Annotated in this window: 13 protein-coding genes; 5 read left to right on the top strand and 8 right to left on the bottom strand. The window is 67.1% G+C overall.

The features are described from left to right. Nucleotides 1-91: 91 nt before the first annotated feature. The 8 genes from ACAM51_RS22560 to ACAM51_RS22525 all read right to left on the bottom strand — a co-directional run bounded on the left by ACAM51_RS22560 (nt 92) and on the right by ACAM51_RS22525 (nt 9,472). Nucleotides 92-1,228 (bottom strand): ABC transporter substrate-binding protein, encoded by a 1,137-nt coding sequence (locus tag ACAM51_RS22560; RefSeq protein WP_369641915.1) that lies wholly within the window; start codon nt 1,226-1,228, stop codon nt 92-94. 210 nt (nt 1,229-1,438) lie between these two features. After that, complete coding sequence (locus tag ACAM51_RS22555) at nt 1,439-2,392, bottom strand: nitronate monooxygenase family protein (protein WP_218293913.1); 954 nt, start codon at nt 2,390-2,392, stop codon at nt 1,439-1,441. Between the two features lie 138 nt (nt 2,393-2,530). Continuing rightward, nucleotides 2,531-4,321, bottom strand: coding sequence for an acyl-CoA dehydrogenase (locus tag ACAM51_RS22550; RefSeq protein ID WP_218293912.1), 1,791 nt, complete (start codon nt 4,319-4,321; stop codon nt 2,531-2,533). Nucleotides 4,322-4,391: 70 nt separating this feature from the next. Further along, the gene (locus ACAM51_RS22545; protein WP_369641914.1) at nt 4,392-5,324 is read right to left on the bottom strand and encodes an electron transfer flavoprotein subunit alpha/FixB family protein; all 933 of its coding nucleotides are present in this window, start codon (nt 5,322-5,324) and stop codon (nt 4,392-4,394) included. Next, on the bottom strand, nt 5,325-6,074 hold the full coding sequence (locus ACAM51_RS22540; RefSeq protein WP_218293910.1) for an electron transfer flavoprotein subunit beta/FixA family protein: 750 nt from the start codon (nt 6,072-6,074) through the stop codon (nt 5,325-5,327). It lies immediately after the preceding gene. A 220-nt stretch (nt 6,075-6,294) separates the two neighbouring features. Continuing rightward, nucleotides 6,295-7,623: a mechanosensitive ion channel family protein gene (locus ACAM51_RS22535; protein WP_218293909.1), complete on the bottom strand. Its 1,329-nt coding sequence runs from the start codon at nt 7,621-7,623 to the stop codon at nt 6,295-6,297. An 11-nt stretch (nt 7,624-7,634) separates the two neighbouring features. Next, the gene (locus tag ACAM51_RS22530) at nt 7,635-8,426 is read right to left on the bottom strand and encodes an enoyl-CoA hydratase (RefSeq protein ID WP_218340659.1); all 792 of its coding nucleotides are present in this window, start codon (nt 8,424-8,426) and stop codon (nt 7,635-7,637) included. Between the two features lie 140 nt (nt 8,427-8,566). Then, the gene (locus ACAM51_RS22525; protein WP_255591329.1) at nt 8,567-9,472 is read right to left on the bottom strand and encodes a histone deacetylase family protein; all 906 of its coding nucleotides are present in this window, start codon (nt 9,470-9,472) and stop codon (nt 8,567-8,569) included. A 108-nt stretch (nt 9,473-9,580) separates the two neighbouring features. Here ACAM51_RS22525 and ACAM51_RS22520 point away from each other — a divergent pair, with 108 nt between their 5' ends. The 5 genes from ACAM51_RS22520 (at nt 9,581) to ACAM51_RS22500 (ending at nt 16,297) form a co-directional block, all read left to right on the top strand. Further along, on the top strand, nt 9,581-10,501 hold the full coding sequence (locus ACAM51_RS22520) for a MoxR family ATPase (protein WP_218294447.1): 921 nt from the start codon (nt 9,581-9,583) through the stop codon (nt 10,499-10,501). Nucleotide 10,502: 1 nt separating this feature from the next. Further along, the gene (locus ACAM51_RS22515; RefSeq protein ID WP_218340658.1) at nt 10,503-11,549 is read left to right on the top strand and encodes a DUF58 domain-containing protein; all 1,047 of its coding nucleotides are present in this window, start codon (nt 10,503-10,505) and stop codon (nt 11,547-11,549) included. A gap of 112 nt (nt 11,550-11,661) precedes the next feature. Then, complete coding sequence (locus tag ACAM51_RS22510; protein ID WP_369641913.1) at nt 11,662-13,689, top strand: DUF3488 and DUF4129 domain-containing transglutaminase family protein; 2,028 nt, start codon at nt 11,662-11,664, stop codon at nt 13,687-13,689. Nucleotides 13,690-13,922: 233 nt separating this feature from the next. Further along, complete coding sequence (gene mltB, locus ACAM51_RS22505) at nt 13,923-14,999, top strand: lytic murein transglycosylase B (protein WP_369641912.1); 1,077 nt, start codon at nt 13,923-13,925, stop codon at nt 14,997-14,999. Nucleotides 15,000-15,298: 299 nt separating this feature from the next. Continuing rightward, complete coding sequence (locus ACAM51_RS22500; protein WP_369641911.1) at nt 15,299-16,297, top strand: ABC transporter ATP-binding protein; 999 nt, start codon at nt 15,299-15,301, stop codon at nt 16,295-16,297. The last annotated feature ends 3 nt before the right edge of the window (nt 16,298-16,300 follow it).

Here is a 16,300-nt window from a genome sequence, read left to right as displayed (position 1 = left end):
ACGCCCAGGCCCGCTGCCAGGGCGCCATGGCCCGCCCGCAGCACGCGCGGCTTCCCCCTGGAGGCGGGCGCGCTGCGCCCCAGATATGGGATCAATACCGCAAGCTGCCCTCGGCATCCACGATGGCCAGCTCCACATAGGTGGAGCCGTTGTGGCTCCTGGGCGAATACTTGACGTTGAAGCGCCCGAACGAGATGTCGCCCGCATCCTCCATGGTCTTGATGAAGGACTCCGTGGTCAGGTTGCGCCCGGTGCGGCGCAGGCCCTCCACCAGCAGCCGGGCGTGCACGAAGCCCTCGAACTGCGAGGCCGACGGCTGGGCGCTTGGTGACTTGGCGCGCAGAAGGGCCAGGTACTCGGCCACCACGGGCACGGTGGTGCTGCGCAGCGACGGCATGATCTGCGCCAGGATGATGCCGCGCGCCTTGTCCTTGAGCTCGCGGTGGATCACGTCCATGCTGGCCACGGAAAACCCGTAGTACGCGGGCCGCGCCGCCGTGGACTGCACCGCCTTGATGTAGCTGGTGAACGTGGTGCCCGCCGTCGCCACGATGACGGCCTGGGGCTGTGCCTTGTCGGTGGCCTGCGCGGCGGCCGCGAAGTCGGGCTGCTTGGGGTCGACCTTGATCTCGGCGACGAAGGCGAGCTTTTCCTCCTCGGAGGCTTTCTTGAGCTCGGCCAGCAGCGTCTTGCCCAGGCCGTCGTCCTGGTAGAACACCGCCACGCGGCTGATGCCCTGGTGGCGCAGCTGCGAGACGATCTTGCCGGCCTCGCTGGCGTAGCCGGCCCGCACGTGAAAGACATAGGGATTCAAGGTTTCCCGAAACGCCGAGGCCCCCGTGACCGGCCCGAACAGCAGCGTGCGGTGTTCCTTGACCAGGGGCAGGATGGCCGCCGTCTGCGCCGTGCCCGTGCTGTTGTAGATCATGAAGACCTTGTCGTTCTCCAGCAGCTGGCGCGTGTTCTCCACGGCTTTCTGGGTGTCGAAGCCGTCGTCCAGCGTGGTGTAGCGGATCATGCGGCCGTGCACGCCACCCTGCGCGTTCACGGCGTCGAACATCAGCCGCGACCCTTCCCCATACTGCGCGGTCTGAGCGCCGAGCGGCCCGGAGAGCACGGCGGACGCGCCCAGGCGGATCTCGTCGCCGGTCACGCCCTCATTGCGGGCGTGCGCCCCCTGGCTGGCACAGAGGGCCAGCATCAGCCCCAGCAAACATGAACGAAGCATGGCACCTTCCCCGCGACGATGACGGACGGCGCCACACGATGTGGCACCCATCTGGTTATTAATCATCATCATTGTCCACGGGCTGCGCTGCCGTCCATTGGGGGTTTGCCCTGTCGCGACCAGCCCACACCCGCCCCACGGGGCCGCACAAACGGCTGCGCCCGCAGCGCATGGCACGCTGCGGGCGCACAAGGCAGGCCTCGCCGGGGATCAGAGCTTCAGGCGCGCCCGGGCAGCCTCGTACTCCGCGCGCAGCCGGGCCACCAGCTCGGCGGTGCTGGTCACCGCATTGATCGCGCCGATGCCCTGGCCGCAGCCCCAGATGTCCTTCCAGGCCTTCTTCGCGTCGCCGCCGAAGTTCATCTTGCTCGGGTCCGATTCGGGCAGGTTGTCGGGGTCCATGCCCGCCGCGCGGATCGACGGCGCCAGGTAGTTGCCGTGCACGCCGGTGAACAGGTTGCTGTAGACGATGTCGTCCGAGCTGCCTTCCACGATGGCCATCTTGTAGTCATCGCTGGCGCGGGCCTCGTGCGTGGCGATGAAGGCCGAGCCGATGTAGCCGAAGTCCGCGCCCATGGCCTGCGCCGCCAGCACCGCGTCGCCGCTGGCGATGGAGCCGCTCAGCGCGATGGGGCCGTCGAACCACTGGCGGATCTCCTGGATCAGCGCGAACGGGCTTTTCACGCCCGCATGGCCACCCGCACCGGCGGCCACGGCGATCAGGCCGTCGGCGCCCTTTTCAATCGCCTTGTGCGCAAACTTGTTGTTGATGATGTCGTGCAGCACCACGCCGCCCCAGGCGTGCACGGCCTGGTTCACGTCCTCGCGCGCGCCCAGGCTGGTGATGATGATCGGCACCTTGTACTTGGCGCACACCTGCATGTCGTGCTCCAGCCGGTCATTGCTCTTGTGCACGATCTGGTTGATGGCGAAGGGCGCGGCGGGCTTGTCGGGATGGGCCTTGTTGTAGGCCGCCAGGGTCTCGGTGATCTCGGCCAGCCATTCATCGAGCAGTTCGGCGGGGCGGGCATTGAGCGCGGGCATGGAGCCCACCACACCCGCCTTGCACTGCTCGATCACGAGCTTGGGGTTGCTGATGATGAACAGCGGCGAGCCGATGACGGGGAGCGACAGGTTTTGCAACACGGGAGGCAGTTTGGACATGGCGACAACTTCCTGAACAGGTTTTTTGGATGAAATAGGGCTCTAGCGCTTATTCATCAAGCGCTAGCAGCTATCATTTTTATATCAATGAGCTGCCCGCTCTGCGGGCAGTCAGTCTCCTCACAACACGCTCAACCTTCAAAAGGCGTCCAGCGCCAGTTCGGTCACGCTGGCGGCGCCGTCCACGATGCTGTCGCGCAGCCCCGGTGCCTTCACCAGGATGTGCTCGGCATAGAACTGGGCCGTGGTGATTTTTGCGCGCATGAAGGCTGCGTCCTGTCCCTTGTGCAACAGGTCCTGTGCCACCAGCAGGCTGCGCGCCAGCTGCCAGCCCGCCACCACGTTGCCTGCCAGCATCAGGTAGGGCACGCTGCCCGCGAACACGGCGTTGGGCTGGGCCTTGGTGCCACCGGCCACGAAGTCGATCACGTCGAGCAGCGCCTTGCGCGCGGCCGTCAGGCGCCTGGCCACGGCCAGTGCGGCCGGGGTGCCGCTGGCCAGCAGCTCGCCTTCGGTGGTCTCGATCTGCGCGGCGATGCCCTTGGCCACCTGGCCCCCATCGCGTGCCGTCTTGCGGCCCACGAGGTCATTCGCCTGGATGGCGGTGGTGCCTTCGTAGATGGTCAGGATCTTGGCGTCGCGGTAGTACTGCGCCGCGCCGGTTTCTTCGATGAAACCCATGCCGCCATGCACTTGCACGCCCAGGCTGGTCACCTCCAGGCTGGTCTCGGTGCTGTAGCCCTTGACCAGCGGCACCATGAATTCGTAGAAGGCCTGGTTCTGCTTGCGCGTCTCGGCATCGGGGTGGTGGTGGGCGGCATCGAACGCAGCAGCCGCCACCGTGGCCATGGCGCGGCAGCCCTCCACGGTGGCGCGCATGGTCATGAGCATGCGCTTCACATCGGGATGGTGAATGATGGCGGCGCTGGCGTTGATGCTGCCGTCCACGGGGCGGCTTTGCACGCGGTCCTTGGCGTACTGCACGGCCTTCTGGTAGGCGCGCTCGGAGATCGCGATGCCCTGCATGCCCACGGCGTAACGGGCTGCGTTCATCATGATGAACATGTATTCGAGGCCGCGGTTTTCCTGGCCCACCAGGTAGCCCACCGCACCGCCGTGGTCGCCGAACTGCAGCACCGCCGTGGGCGATGCCTTGATGCCCAGCTTGTGCTCGATGCTCACGCAGTGCGCGTCGTTGCGCGCGCCCAGGCTGCCGTCCTGGTTGACCATGAATTTGGGCACCACGAACAGGCTGATGCCCTTCACGCCATCGGGCGCGCCCGCCACCCGTGCCAGCACCAGGTGCACGATGTTCTCGGCCATGTCGTGTTCACCATAGGTGATGAAGATCTTGGTGCCGAAGATCTTGTAGGTGCCGTCGGGCTGGGGTTCGGCACGCGTGCGCACCAGGGCCAGGTCCGAGCCCGCCTGGGGTTCGGTCAGGTTCATGGTGCCGGTCCATTCGCCCGTCACCAGCTTTTCCAGGTACGTGGCCTTGAGCTCGTCACTGCCGGCCGTGAGCAGCGCCTCGATGGCGCCGTCGGTGAGCAGCGGGCACAGCGCGAAGCTCATGTTGGCGCTGTTGGTCATCTCGATGCAGGCCGCGCCGATGGTCTTGGGCAGGCCCTGGCCGCCAAAGTCGGCCGGATGCTGCAACCCCTGCCAGCCGCCTTCGCCGTACTGGCGGAAGGCTTCCTTGAAGCCGGGGGTGGTGGTGACGACACCGTCTTTCCAGCTCGACGGGTTCTTGTCGCCTTCGAAATTGAGCGGAGACAGCACCCCTTCGTTGAACTTGGCGCACTCTTCCAACACGGCGGCGGCCGTGTCCAGGCCTGCGTCTTCAAAGCCGGGGATCTGCGCGATCTGTTCAATGTTGGCCAGGTGCTCGATGGCGAACAGCATGTCCTTGAGGGGGGCGGTGTAGCTCATGGGTGTCTCCGGGGAATTTCGTCAAAAAAAAGGCATCGCGAGCGATGCCTTTGTGTGCACGGTGGCGTTCTTACAGGGCCTTGACCAGCTCTGGCACGGCCGTGAACAGGTCGGCTTCCAGGCCGTAGTCGGCCACGCTGAAGATCGGTGCCTCGGGGTCCTTGTTGATCGCCACGATCACCTTGGAGTCCTTCATGCCCGCCAAATGCTGGATCGCTCCCGAGATGCCGGCGGCGATGTACAGCTGGGGCGCCACGATCTTGCCGGTCTGGCCCACTTGCCAGTCGTTTGGCGCGTAGCCCGCGTCCACCGCGGCGCGGCTGGCGCCCAGGGCGGCACCCAGCTTGTCGGCCAGCGGGGTCATCACTTCGTCGAACTTTTCCTTGCTGCCCAGCGCCCGGCCACCAGAGACGATGATCTTGGCGGCGGTCAGTTCGGGGCGGTCGCTCTTGGCGATTTCACTGCCCACGAAGGTGCTCTTGCCGGCATCAGCGGTAGCAGCAGCGGTTTCGACGGCGGCAGAGCCACCGGTGGCGGCTGCGGCGTCAAAGCCGGTGGTGCGCACGGTGATGATCTTCACGCTGTCGGCGCTTTGCACGGTGGCGATGGCGTTGCCCGCGTAGATGGGGCGCTCGAAGGTGTCGGCGGCGACCACCTTGGTGATGTCGCTGATCTGGGCCACGTCGAGCTTGGCGGCCACGCGGGGCGCCACGTTCTTGCCGCTGGCGGTGGCGGGGAACAGGATGTGGCTGTAGTTCGAGGCGATGGCCAGGACTTGCGCGGCGACGTTTTCTGCTAGGCTGTGTTCCAGGCCGGGCGCGTCAGCATGGATGACCTTGGCGACGCCAGCGATCTGGCCCGCGGCGGCTGCGGCAGCGCCTGCATTGTGGCCGGCGACCAGCACGTGCACGTCGCCACCGCAGGCCACGGCGGCGGTCACGGTGTTCAGGGTGGCGCCCTTGATGGACGCGTTGTCGTGTTCAGCAATAACGAGTACCGACATTTAGATCACCTTCGCTTCGTTCTTGAGTTTCTCGACCAGGGCGGCCACGTCGGCCACCTTCACGCCCGCGCCACGCTTGGCGGGCTCGGTGACCTTCAGGGTCTTCAGGCGCGGAGCCACGTCCACGCCGAGGTCTTCGGGCTTGACGGTATCGAGCTGCTTCTTCTTGGCCTTCATGATGTTGGGCAAGGTGACGTAGCGGGGCTCGTTCAGGCGCAGGTCGGTCGTGATGACCGCTGGAAGGGTCAAGGCCAGGGTTTCCAGGCCGCCGTCCACTTCACGCGTCACGCTGACCTTGTCGGCCGACAGCTCGACCTTGCTGGCGAAGGTCGCCTGGGGCAGGTCGGCCAGGGCCGCCAGCATCTGGCCGGTCTGGTTGGCGTCGTCGTCGATGGCTTGCTTGCCCAGGATCACAAGGCCGGGCTGCTCCTTGTCCACCAGGGCCTTCAGGATCTTGGCCACGGCGAGAGGCTGCAACTCGACGTCGGTTTCCACCAGGATGGCGCGGTCGGCGCCGATGGCCATGGCGGTGCGCAGGGTTTCCTGGCACTGGGCCACGCCACACGAGACAGCGATGACTTCGGTCACCAGGCCTTTTTCTTTCAGGCGCACGGCCTCTTCGACGGCGATTTCGTCAAAGGGGTTCATGCTCATCTTCACGTTGGCGATGTCCACACCCGTGTTGTCCGACTTCACGCGGACCTTCACGTTGTAGTCCACCACGCGCTTGACAGGGACCAAGACCTTCATTGCTGCGGCTCCTAGATAGAGTTGGTTGAATTGACGTTTACGTAAACTAGAACATTCTATGCCGCACTGCAACGAAAGCGCTACGGGGCCGGAACACAGACCTCACGATTCCAAAAAAAGAACGATCGTGCTTTTTGTCGATTATAGGCGAGTGCACCGGGCGCCTGTCTAGAGTCTGCTGTCGCATGCGGCACCCCCGTTCGCGGCCCCCGGGGCCCGGTCACCGCGCGGTGGCAGCCCCAGGCGCCGCTGGCGCGCCGGGTGACAGCGCCGCCGCCAGCCCCCCTTCGACCTGCACGTGCATGACCCGCTGGGGGTAGGGAATCTCGATCTGGTGGGCGCGCAAGGCGCTCAGGATGGCGCGGTTGATCTCCGAGCGCAGGCCCAGTGAGCCGTTCTCGGGGTCGGCGATCCAGAAGCCGACCGTGAACTCCAGCCCGTCGGCCCCAAACGCCGAGAGGGCCACGCTGGGGGCGGGATCGCGCAGCACCCGGCTGCTGGCCAGCGCGGCGTCCGCGAGAAGCCGGGTCACCAGGTCCACGTCGCTTTCGTAGGCCACGCTCACCACGGTCGACAGCCACACGCGGGGGTCGGCCAATGACAGGTTTTCCACCCGCTGGGTGATCAGCATTTCATTGGGCACGATGGACTCGCGCCCCGTGGACGAACGCACCACGGTGTAGCGCGCATTGATGTTGGTGATGCGGCCTTCGAAATTGTCGACGCGCACGTTGTCGCCGATGCGCATGCTGCGCTCGGCCAGGATGACGAACCCGCTCACGTAGTTGGACGCCAGCTTCTGCAGGCCAAAGCCGATGCCCACGCCCACGGCACCACCCAGCACCGACAGCGCCGTCAGGTCGATGCCCACGGCCGACAGCGCCATGATGAGCCCGACGAAGATCAACAGCGCCCGCACGGCATTGCTCACCGCCTTGCGCAGCGACAGTTCCGCCCCCGTGGCCGAGCGCAGAAGGCGCGACTCGATGGCGGCGGAGATCCACAGCGCGATGAGCAGCACCGCACCGGCGGTCAGCGCGCCTTCGATGATGGTGCGCACCGACAGCGTCGCGCCCCCTACCTTCCAGTGGATCTGGTCCAGCTCCTCCAGCACCAGCGGCAGCAGTCCCGTGACCCAGAGCACCATGCCCAGCCAGGCCAGCCAGGAGATGGAGCGTTCGATGGGCCGCACCCAGGCAGCGTCCGGGTATGCCACCTGCAGCACCTTCACGCCAATGCGGATCACCACCAGCGCCACCAGCACCGGGATCGCCAGCTTGAAGGCGGCCAGCGCCACCCAGTGGTGCAGCAGCGTGCGCGCCACATAGGCCAGGCTCAGCAGCACCAGCGGAAACAGCGCGCCATCCACGATGCGGGTGCCAAACAGAATGGAGCGTGGATCGCCCCGGTGCAGGCCCCGCTGCAGCAGCGAGACCAGGCCCCAGGCCAGGGCGACGCACCCCGCCAAGGCCGCCAGCTCCACCAGCACCGTCGGGCTGAGGAAGGACTGCACCCACAGGCCCACATCGTCGAGCATCGGCTTGTCCATCGTGGCGATCCTCAGCGCTTCCAGCGGGGCTGGCGTTTTTCCGCAAAGGCGCGCGCGCCCTCCTGCGCGGCCTCGTCCATCATGTTGGTGGCCATGGCCTGGCCCGCCAGCTGGTAGGCGGCATCCATGCCCAGCTCGCGCTGCTGGTACACCAGCGCCTTGCCCATGGCCACGGCCACGCGGGGCTTTTGCAGGATGGACTGCACCAGCATCTCCACCTCGGCGTCCAGCGCATCGGCGGGCACCACGCGGTTCACCAGGCCCTGTGCCAGCGCGGTGGGGGCATCGATGAAATCGCCGGTGAGCAACATTTCCATCGCCCGCTTGGCGGGCACATTGCGCACCAGCGGCACGCTGGGCGTCGCGCAGAACAGGCCGTAGTGGATGCCGCTGGTGGCAAAACTCGCGCTGTCGGCCGACACGGCCAGGTCGCACTGCGCCACCAGCTGGCAGCCCGCCGCCGTCGCCATGCCCTGCACCCTGGCGACCACGGGCACGGGCAGCTTGTGGATGGTGAGCATCATGCGGCTGCATTGGGCAAACAGCTTCTGGTAGTACGCCAGCTCCGGGTTCGCCGCCATGTCCTTGAGGTTGTGCCCGGCACAGAAGGCCTTGCCCGCTGCGGCCAGCACCACCACGCGCACAGATTCGTCGCGGTGCGCTTCGTCCAGCGCCTGTTGCAGGGCTGTCAGCATTTCAGAGCCCAACGCATTGAAGCGTGCAGGGTCGTTCAAAGTGAGGGTGATCACACCGCGCGTATCACGGGTGATCAGCAGCAGCTCGTCAGAATTCGGAATCGTCATGTTGTTTCTCCTGTGCACAGCAATGCGAGGGGCGTTTGAAACAGGCGCGCATGAGGCCAGTGCCACCGTGGAACGGGCTTCGCCAGGCCACGGGTGGCGTCCCCCTCAGGGGGAAGACGCCGCAGGCGGCTCAGGGGGAGTCAAAGATCAGCCAGGACGCGCAGATGCGCCTCCACGCTGCGCGCCAGCGGCCCCATCACATAGCCGCCCTCCAGGCACGACACGATGCGGCCCTGGGAATAGCGCCGCGCCACGTCCTTGACCCGCTGGGTGATCCAGGCGTAGTCCTGCTCGGTCAGGCCCAGCTGGCCCATGTCGTCCTCGCGGTGGCCGTCGAAGCCGGCGGAGACGAAGATCATCTCGGGCTTGAAGGCCTCCAGGCGCGGCATCCACATCATCTCGATGATCTCGCGGATGTCCATGCCACGGGTGTACGCCGGCACGGGCACGTTGACCATGTTGGGGGCCGGGTCCTGGTCGCCGCTGTACGGGTAGAACGGGTGCTGGAAGATGCTGACCATCAGCGCGCGCGGGTCGCCCGCCAGGATGTCCTCGGTGCCATTGCCGTGGTGCACATCGAAGTCCACCACCGCCACGCGCTGCAGGTTGTAGCGCTGCAGCGCATATTTGGCGGCCACCGCCACGTTGTTGAAGAAGCAAAAACCCATGGCCTTGTCGCGGCACGCATGGTGCCCGGGCGGACGCACGGAGCAGAACGCGTTCTCGACCTCGCCGGCCATCACCGCATCGGTGGCGGCCAGCGCGGCACCCGCGGCGCGCAGCGACGCCTTCCAGGTGTGGGCGTTGATGGAGGTGTCTGTGTCGATCTGCGCGTAGCTCGGGCCGCCCGCCATCAGCTCTTCGTTGAGCCGGTCGGACAGGCCCCGCAGCGCCGCGATGTGCATGCGGCCATGCGCCAGCTCGATGTCGGCCAGCGAGGCCTCGGGGGCCTCGTAGCGCTCCAGCGCATCGCCCACCCCGGTGACCAGCAAGCGGTCTTCGATGGCATCGAGCCTTTCGGGGCATTCTGGGTGGCCCGGGCCCATCTCGTGCTTCCAACAATCCCGATGGGTGAAATAGCCCGTCTTGCTCACAGTCAATCCCCGTGTCTCGTATTTTTTTGGATAGTTTTCGGATAACGTCGCGCCATGACAATGAATGCACAGCACAAGATCAAATCGCTTCTGGATCAGCTTAACACGGTGATCGTGGGCAAGCAGGCCCAGGTACAGGACTGCGTGGCCTGCCTGCTGGCCGGCGGGCACCTGCTCATCGAGGATGTTCCGGGGGTGGGCAAGACCACCCTGGCCCATGCGCTGTCGCGCACTTTCGGCCTGCAGTTCTCGCGCGTGCAGTTCACGGCCGACCTGATGCCCAGCGATCTGACGGGCGTCTCGGTCTACGAGCGCGGCAAGGAAGCCTTCGTGTTCCACCCCGGCCCGGTGTTCGCCCAGGTGCTGCTGGCCGACGAAATCAACCGCGCCAGCCCCAAGACGCAAAGCGCGCTGCTCGAAGCCATGGAGGAAAAGCAGGTGTCGGTAGAGGGCGAGACGCGCGCCCTGCCCCACCCCTTCTTCGTGATCGCCACCCAGAACCCGCACGACCAGCTGGGCACCTTCGCGCTGCCCGAATCGCAGCTCGACCGCTTTCTGATGCGCATCTCCATCGGCTACCCCGACCGCGCGGCCGAGCGCGTGCTGCTGGCGGGCGCGGACCGGCGCGACATGGTGGACACCATGCTGCCCCTGCTGTCCGACGAGGAACTGGCCGAGCTGCAGCGCCAGGTGCAGGCCATCCATGCGGCCGACCCGCTGCTCAACTATGTGCAGGACCTCATTGCCGCCACGCGCTCGGGCCGGTGGTTCCTGCAGGGCCTGTCGCCCCGCGCGGGCATTGCGCTGGTGCGTGCGGCCAAGGCGCAGGCCCTCATCAGCGGGCGCGACTACGTGGCGCCCGACGACGTGCAGGCCGTGCTGCCCCAGACCATCGCCCACCGCCTGGTGCCCGTGGGCGATGCCGGACGCGGCGCGGTGGAACAGGTGCGCGCCATGGTCGAGGCCGTGCCGCTGCCGTGAAATGACAGCCGCCCATCCCCCCGCCACGCTCCGCCCGACCGGGGGCTGGCGCGCCATCCTGGCCCGGGTGAGCCCGCTTGCGCCACTGCGCCGCCGCTTCCAGCGCTGGTGGCAGGCGCGCCTGCCGCTGAGCGACACGCTCGCGCTCACGCAGCGCAATGTCTACATCCTGCCCACCGGCTCGGGCTGGATGCTGGCATTGACGCTCATCGTGCTGCTCATCGCGTCCATCAACTACCAGCTCAACCTGGGCTACCTGCTGACCTTTCTGCTGGCGGGCAGCGCCGTGGTGGGCATGCACATCTGCCACGCCAACCTGCGCGGCCTCACGCTGCACCTGAAGGCGCCCGAGCCACACTTCATGGGCACCAGCACGGCGTTTGACATCCAGCTGTCCAGCGAGCGCAAGACGCCGCGCTACGGCATCGCCCTGTCGGTGCACGGCACGGGCAAGGAGGCACACCACTGGGCCTGGACCGACGTGCCCGCGCAGGGCCAGTCGAGCGTGCAGGTCGCTTTCAAGCCCCCGCGCCGGGGCCTGCACCGCGTGCCCACGCTGACGGCCGAGACGCGCTTTCCGCTCGGCACCTTCCGCGTCTGGACCTACTGGCGGCCCGCGGCCCAGGTGCTGGTCTACCCCGCGCCCGAGACCCCGGCACCGCCGCTGCCGACCGGCGAACCGCGCGCGGGCGGCGCCGGCAACACGCCCACGCAGGGCATTGGCGAATTCGACGGCGTGCGCGCCTACCGCCGGGGCGACCCGCTCAAGCTCGTGGTCTGGAAGAAGGCCGCCAAATCGCTGGGCACCGGCACGGACGACCTGGTCAGCCGCGACGCCCAGCAAGCCCAACGGCACGAACTGTGGCTGGACCTGGCCCGCGCCTCGCTGCCCGACCACGAAGCCCGCATCTCACGCCTGGCCGCCTGGGTGCTGCAGGCCGACCGGCTGGGGCTGGACTATGGCCTGCGCCTGCCGGGTGTCGAGATCGCCCCGGACACGGGTGCGGCGCACCGACGAAATTGCCTGGAGGCACTGGCGCTGTGCTGAACCCCGCTTCAAAATCCGTATCCAGTGGGCCCCTGCCGCATACAGGCAAAGCGCAGGCAGCTATATTTTTTATAGCACGCCCACCACTCCAAGCCGGGCCTGGACCGTTGCCATGAACCTGCGCCGAACCCTTGTTTCCCTGCCGCGCGACGCCCGCGACACGCTCTTTCTGCTGTTCGTGATCGTCTGGGTCATCGCACCTCAGGTGTCCAACCTGCCGGTGTGGACCAGCCTGCTGGCCGGCGGGCTGCTGCTGTGGCGCGGCTGGCTCGCCTGGAAAGGCCGGCCCCTGCCCGGGCGCTGGACCGTGGGCGCCCTGCTGGTGGTGGCGGTGGCGGGCACGCTGTTCACGCACCGCACCATCCTCGGGCGCGATGCGGGCGTCACCCTGGTCGTCATGCTGCTGGCGCTCAAGATGCTGGAGCTGCGCGCGCGCCGCGACGCGATGGTGGTGTTCTTCCTGGGCTTCTTCACGATGCTCAGCAACTTCTTCTTCTCGCAGTCGCTGCTCACCGCCGCCGCCATGCTGGTGGCGCTGCTGGGCCTGCTCATGGCGCTGGTCAATGCCCACATGCCGGTGGGGCGCCCGCCCCTGGCGCAGACCTTTCGCATGGCGGGCACCATGGCGCTGCTGGGGGCGCCCATCATGGTGGCGCTGTTCATGCTGTTTCCGCGCATGGCGCCGCTGTGGGGCATGCCCGGGGAGAACCTCACGGGGCGCAGCGGCCTGTCGGGCACCATGAAGATCGGCGAGATGGCCGAGATCGCGCTCGACGAACGCGTGGCCATCCGCCTGCGCTTCGCGGGGGCGCCCACCGATGTCCCGCCCCAATCGGCGCTGTACTTCCGCGGCCCCGTCATGACGGCGTTCGATGGCCGGCAATGGCAGGCAGAGCCGTTTCGCGAAGACAGCGCCTGGGCCGCACGCGCGGCCTTGCCAGCCAACCTGCAGGTCAGCGGACCGGCCGTGCGCTACGAAGTGACGCTCGAGCCCCAGCGGCAACCCTGGCTGATGGTGCTGGAAGCCACCCCCGAGGCGCCCGAGCTGCCCAACAACATGCGGACCTACATGACCCAGGACCTGCAGTGGATGACCTCACGCCCCATCACCGAGGTGATGCGCTACCAGGCCGTGAGCTACCCCGAGTACCGCCATGGCCCCCAGCAGTCCGTGCGGCAGCTGCGCGTGTACACGGAGCTCCCCCCCGGCTTCAACCCCCGCACCCTGGCTTTGGCCGCGCAAATGCGCGCAGACCCCGCGCTGGCCAGCGGCGGAACAAGCGCGCTGGTCAATGCGGCCCTGCAGCGCCTGCGCACGGGCGGCTACACCTACACCCTCGATCCCGGCGTCTATGGCGAACACACCGCCGACGAGTTCTGGTTTGACCGCAAGGAAGGTTTTTGCGAACACATTGCCTCGGCCTTCGTGGTGCTGATGCGCGCCCTGGATGTGCCCGCACGCATCGTCACGGGCTACCAGGGAGGTGAACGCAATCCCGTGGACGGCTACTGGACCGTGCGCAATGCCGATGCCCACGCCTGGGCCGAGGTGTGGATGGAAGGCCGCGGCTGGGTGCGCGTGGACCCCACGGGCGCCGTCTCGCCAGGCCGCGTGGTGGCGTTCCAGCGCCTGCAGGCGCCCCAAGGCGCGTTGGCGGCCGCGATGGGCGCGCTCAGCCCGGGCATGGTGCAGAACCTGCGCGCCGTGTGGGAAGCCGTCAACAACAACTGGAACCAGTGGGTGCTCAACTACACGCAGAGCCGCCAGATGGACCTGCTCAAGGCGCTGGGTTTTGAATCCCCCAGCTGGCAGGACCTCACCACCGTGCTGGGCACCCTGGTCATCGCGGCCGCGCTGGGCGGCATGGGCTGGAGCCTGTGGGAACGCAGCCAGCACGACCCCTGGCTGCGGCTGCTGGCCCGCACGCGCCAACGCCTGGCGCGCGCCGGCCTGCCACTGCCGGAAACCCTGCCACCGCGCGCGATGGCCGAACGGGTGCGGGCACAATTCGGGGCGCCAGCCGACGCAGTGGCAGACTGGCTGCTGCGGCTGGAGCGACTGCGCTACGCCCCCCACCCCGACACCGAACTGGGCACGCTGCGGCGCGCATTCCGCACCCTGCCCTGGCCAAAGAAATGAATCATCCCCCTGAGCGGCTTCGCCGCTCCGTGCAGCCGCCAGAGACGGCAGCCCTTCGGGGCCGTCCCAGCCTGCGCAGGCAGGCCTGGAGCCGCGGCCCCCAGCCCCTTCTCTCGGCTCCGCCACGAAGGGGGGCGCCGCCAGCGCGGCGGGGCTGCCCTTGCGCGGTGACGCCGGCCCGGGCCGCGCCGGTTGCGCGGCGCAGGGACACAACAAAGTAACGAACAACCGACATGAAGAAGACAGCCCGATGGGCCAAAATTGCTATATTTTTAATAGCGTCTTGCGCAATAACAGCAAGCGCCAGCCCCCAAAAACCCTCTAAACCCACCGCCACGAAGCAAAAGCCCGCGGTGCCCTATGCATCGCGCCCCGAGGCCCTGCAGTTTGCCGACGACCTGGCCGCACGCCGCGACCTGGACCGCGAATGGGTGCGCCAGGCCATCGGGCAGGCGCACTTCCTGCCACAGGTCCCCCGCCTCATGCTGCCGCCAGCCAAAGGCACCGCCAAGAACTGGCGCGTGTACCGCAGCCGCTTCATCGACCCCATCCGCATCCGCGCCGGCCAGCGGTTCTGGCAGGAGAACGAGGCCACGCTGGAGCGGGCCGAGCGCGAGTACGGCGTGCCCGCCGAGATCATCGTGGGCATCATCGGCGTGGAGACCATCTACGGCCAGCAGATGGGCACGTTCCGGGTGATGGACGCGCTGGCCACGCTGGCGTTTGATTTCCCGTCAACCCACCCGCGTGCCAAGGAGCGCACCGCATTTTTCCGCGGTGAGCTGGAGCAGTTCCTGAGCCTCACCAACCGCAGCGACACCGACCCGTTCGGGCCCCGTGGCAGCTACGCCGGTGCCATGGGCCTGGGGCAGTTCATGCCGTCGAGCTGGGTGCGCTATGCGATTGACTTCGATGGCGACGGCCGCGTGGACCTGTTCAAGAGCCCGGCGGACGCCATCGGCTCGGTGGCCAACTACTTCCGCGGCCATGGCTGGACGCCAGGCATGCCCACGCACTTTGGCGTGCAGTTCGACGCCGCGCGCCTGCAGCTCGACGACCTGCTGGCACCCGACATCCTGCCCACCTTCAGCGTGGCCAGCATGACAGCCAAAGGCGCGGTGCTGGATGCCCAGGGCGCGCAGCACACCGGCCCGCTGGCACTGGTGGAACTGCAAAACGGCGGCGAGCCCGCCAGCTATGTGGCAGGCACCGAGAATTTCTACGCCATCACGCGCTACAACTGGTCCAGCTACTACGCGATGGCCGTGATCGAGCTGGGCCGCGAGGTGGCGGCGGCGCGAACGCGCTGATCCTGGCGCTGCGGCGGCCGGAGCAGGCGCACAGGGTCGACCGAGGGGCCGAGCACCGGATGGCCCGCAATACCCTTCGCGAGCCGAACTGCCTGGTGGGGCTGCGGATCGGAGCCAGCTGTGCTACCCGCACCGCACGCATCCGGTGGCGAAGGGGAAAGACCTGTCCTGGCCGCAGGGCCAAAGCGGGGTTTGCCAGCGCCTGCCAGCGCGGTTGCGCAACTCAAGCCACAATGCGTCGCTCCCCCGCTTGCTCGGCAACCGCCGCGGCGGCATGCACTATTCCTGACCACCATCCCATGCCTGCATCACCTTCTTCCATGCCCGCTGCGGACGCGATCGTCCGTGTGCGCGGCGTGAGCAAAACCTACGCTGGCGGTTTCCAGGCACTCAAGAACATCGACCTGGACATCCGGCGCGGCGAGATCTTTGCCCTGCTCGGGCCCAACGGCGCGGGAAAGACCACGCTCATCAGCGTGATCTGCGGCATGAGCAATGCCACGGCGGGCTCCATCAGCGCCGACGGCCATGACACCGTGCGGGACTACCGCGCCGCCCGCGCGGCCATTGGCCTCGTGCCCCAGGAGCTGCACACCGATTCGTTTGAAACCGTGTGGGCCACGGTCAACTTCAGCAGAGGGCTGTTCGGCAAGGCTCCCGACCCTGCTTTCATCGAAAAGATCCTGAAGGACCTGTCGCTGTGGGACAAGAAGGACAGCAAGATCCTCGCGCTCTCGGGCGGCATGAAACGCCGCGTGCTGATCGCCAAGGCGCTGTCGCACGAGCCCAAGATCCTGTTCCTCGACGAGCCCAGCGCGGGCGTGGACGTGGAGCTGCGCCACGACATGTGGCGCCTGGTGCGGGCGCTGCGCGATGCGGGCACCACCATCATCCTGACCACGCATTACCTGGAGGAAGCCGAGGACATGGCCGACCGCATCGGCGTGATCCGCAAGGGCGAGCTGATCGTGGTGGAGGACAAAAATGTGCTGATGCGCAAGCTGGGCAAGAAGCAGCTTGCACTCACGCTGCAGCAACCGATGCAGCAGATACCCGCGTCGCTGGCCCGCTGGCCACTGGTGCTTAGCCAGGGTGGCACCATGCTCACCTACACCTTTGACACCCAGCAAGAAGACACAGGCATTGCCGCACTTTTGCGCGCGCTGGCCGAACACGGGATTGACTTCAAGGACCTGCATTCCAGCGAGAGTTCGCTCGAAGACATTTTTGTGGGCCTGGTGCACCAGGACAAGGACCAGGACCACGCCCCGTCGCAACAGAAAGCATCCCGAGCATGACCG

It is taken from the genome of Acidovorax sp. A79, from assembly GCF_041154505.1.
Lineage (GTDB): Bacteria > Pseudomonadota > Gammaproteobacteria > Burkholderiales > Burkholderiaceae_C > Acidovorax.
This window is presented reverse-complemented; position numbering and strand designations above follow the sequence as displayed.

Coding starts and splice junctions, on each gene's coding strand:
- ACAM51_RS22560 (WP_369641915.1), bottom strand. CDS start 1,228: ATGCTTCGTTCATGTTTGCTGGGGCTGATGCTGGCCCTCTGTGCCAGC.
- ACAM51_RS22555 (WP_218293913.1), bottom strand. CDS start 2,392: ATGTCCAAACTGCCTCCCGTGTTGCAAAACCTGTCGCTCCCCGTCATC.
- ACAM51_RS22550 (WP_218293912.1), bottom strand. CDS start 4,321: ATGAGCTACACCGCCCCCCTCAAGGACATGCTGTTCGCCATCGAGCAC.
- ACAM51_RS22545 (WP_369641914.1), bottom strand. CDS start 5,324: ATGTCGGTACTCGTTATTGCTGAACACGACAACGCGTCCATCAAGGGC.
- ACAM51_RS22540 (WP_218293910.1), bottom strand. CDS start 6,074: ATGAAGGTCTTGGTCCCTGTCAAGCGCGTGGTGGACTACAACGTGAAG.
- ACAM51_RS22535 (WP_218293909.1), bottom strand. CDS start 7,623: ATGGACAAGCCGATGCTCGACGATGTGGGCCTGTGGGTGCAGTCCTTC.
- ACAM51_RS22530 (WP_218340659.1), bottom strand. CDS start 8,426: ATGACGATTCCGAATTCTGACGAGCTGCTGCTGATCACCCGTGATACG.
- ACAM51_RS22525 (WP_255591329.1), bottom strand. CDS start 9,472: ATGGGCCCGGGCCACCCAGAATGCCCCGAAAGGCTCGATGCCATCGAA.
- ACAM51_RS22520 (WP_218294447.1), top strand. CDS start 9,581: ATGAATGCACAGCACAAGATCAAATCGCTTCTGGATCAGCTTAACACG.
- ACAM51_RS22515 (WP_218340658.1), top strand. CDS start 10,503: ATGACAGCCGCCCATCCCCCCGCCACGCTCCGCCCGACCGGGGGCTGG.
- ACAM51_RS22510 (WP_369641913.1), top strand. CDS start 11,662: ATGAACCTGCGCCGAACCCTTGTTTCCCTGCCGCGCGACGCCCGCGAC.
- mltB (WP_369641912.1), top strand. CDS start 13,923: ATGAAGAAGACAGCCCGATGGGCCAAAATTGCTATATTTTTAATAGCG.
- ACAM51_RS22500 (WP_369641911.1), top strand. CDS start 15,299: ATGCCTGCATCACCTTCTTCCATGCCCGCTGCGGACGCGATCGTCCGT.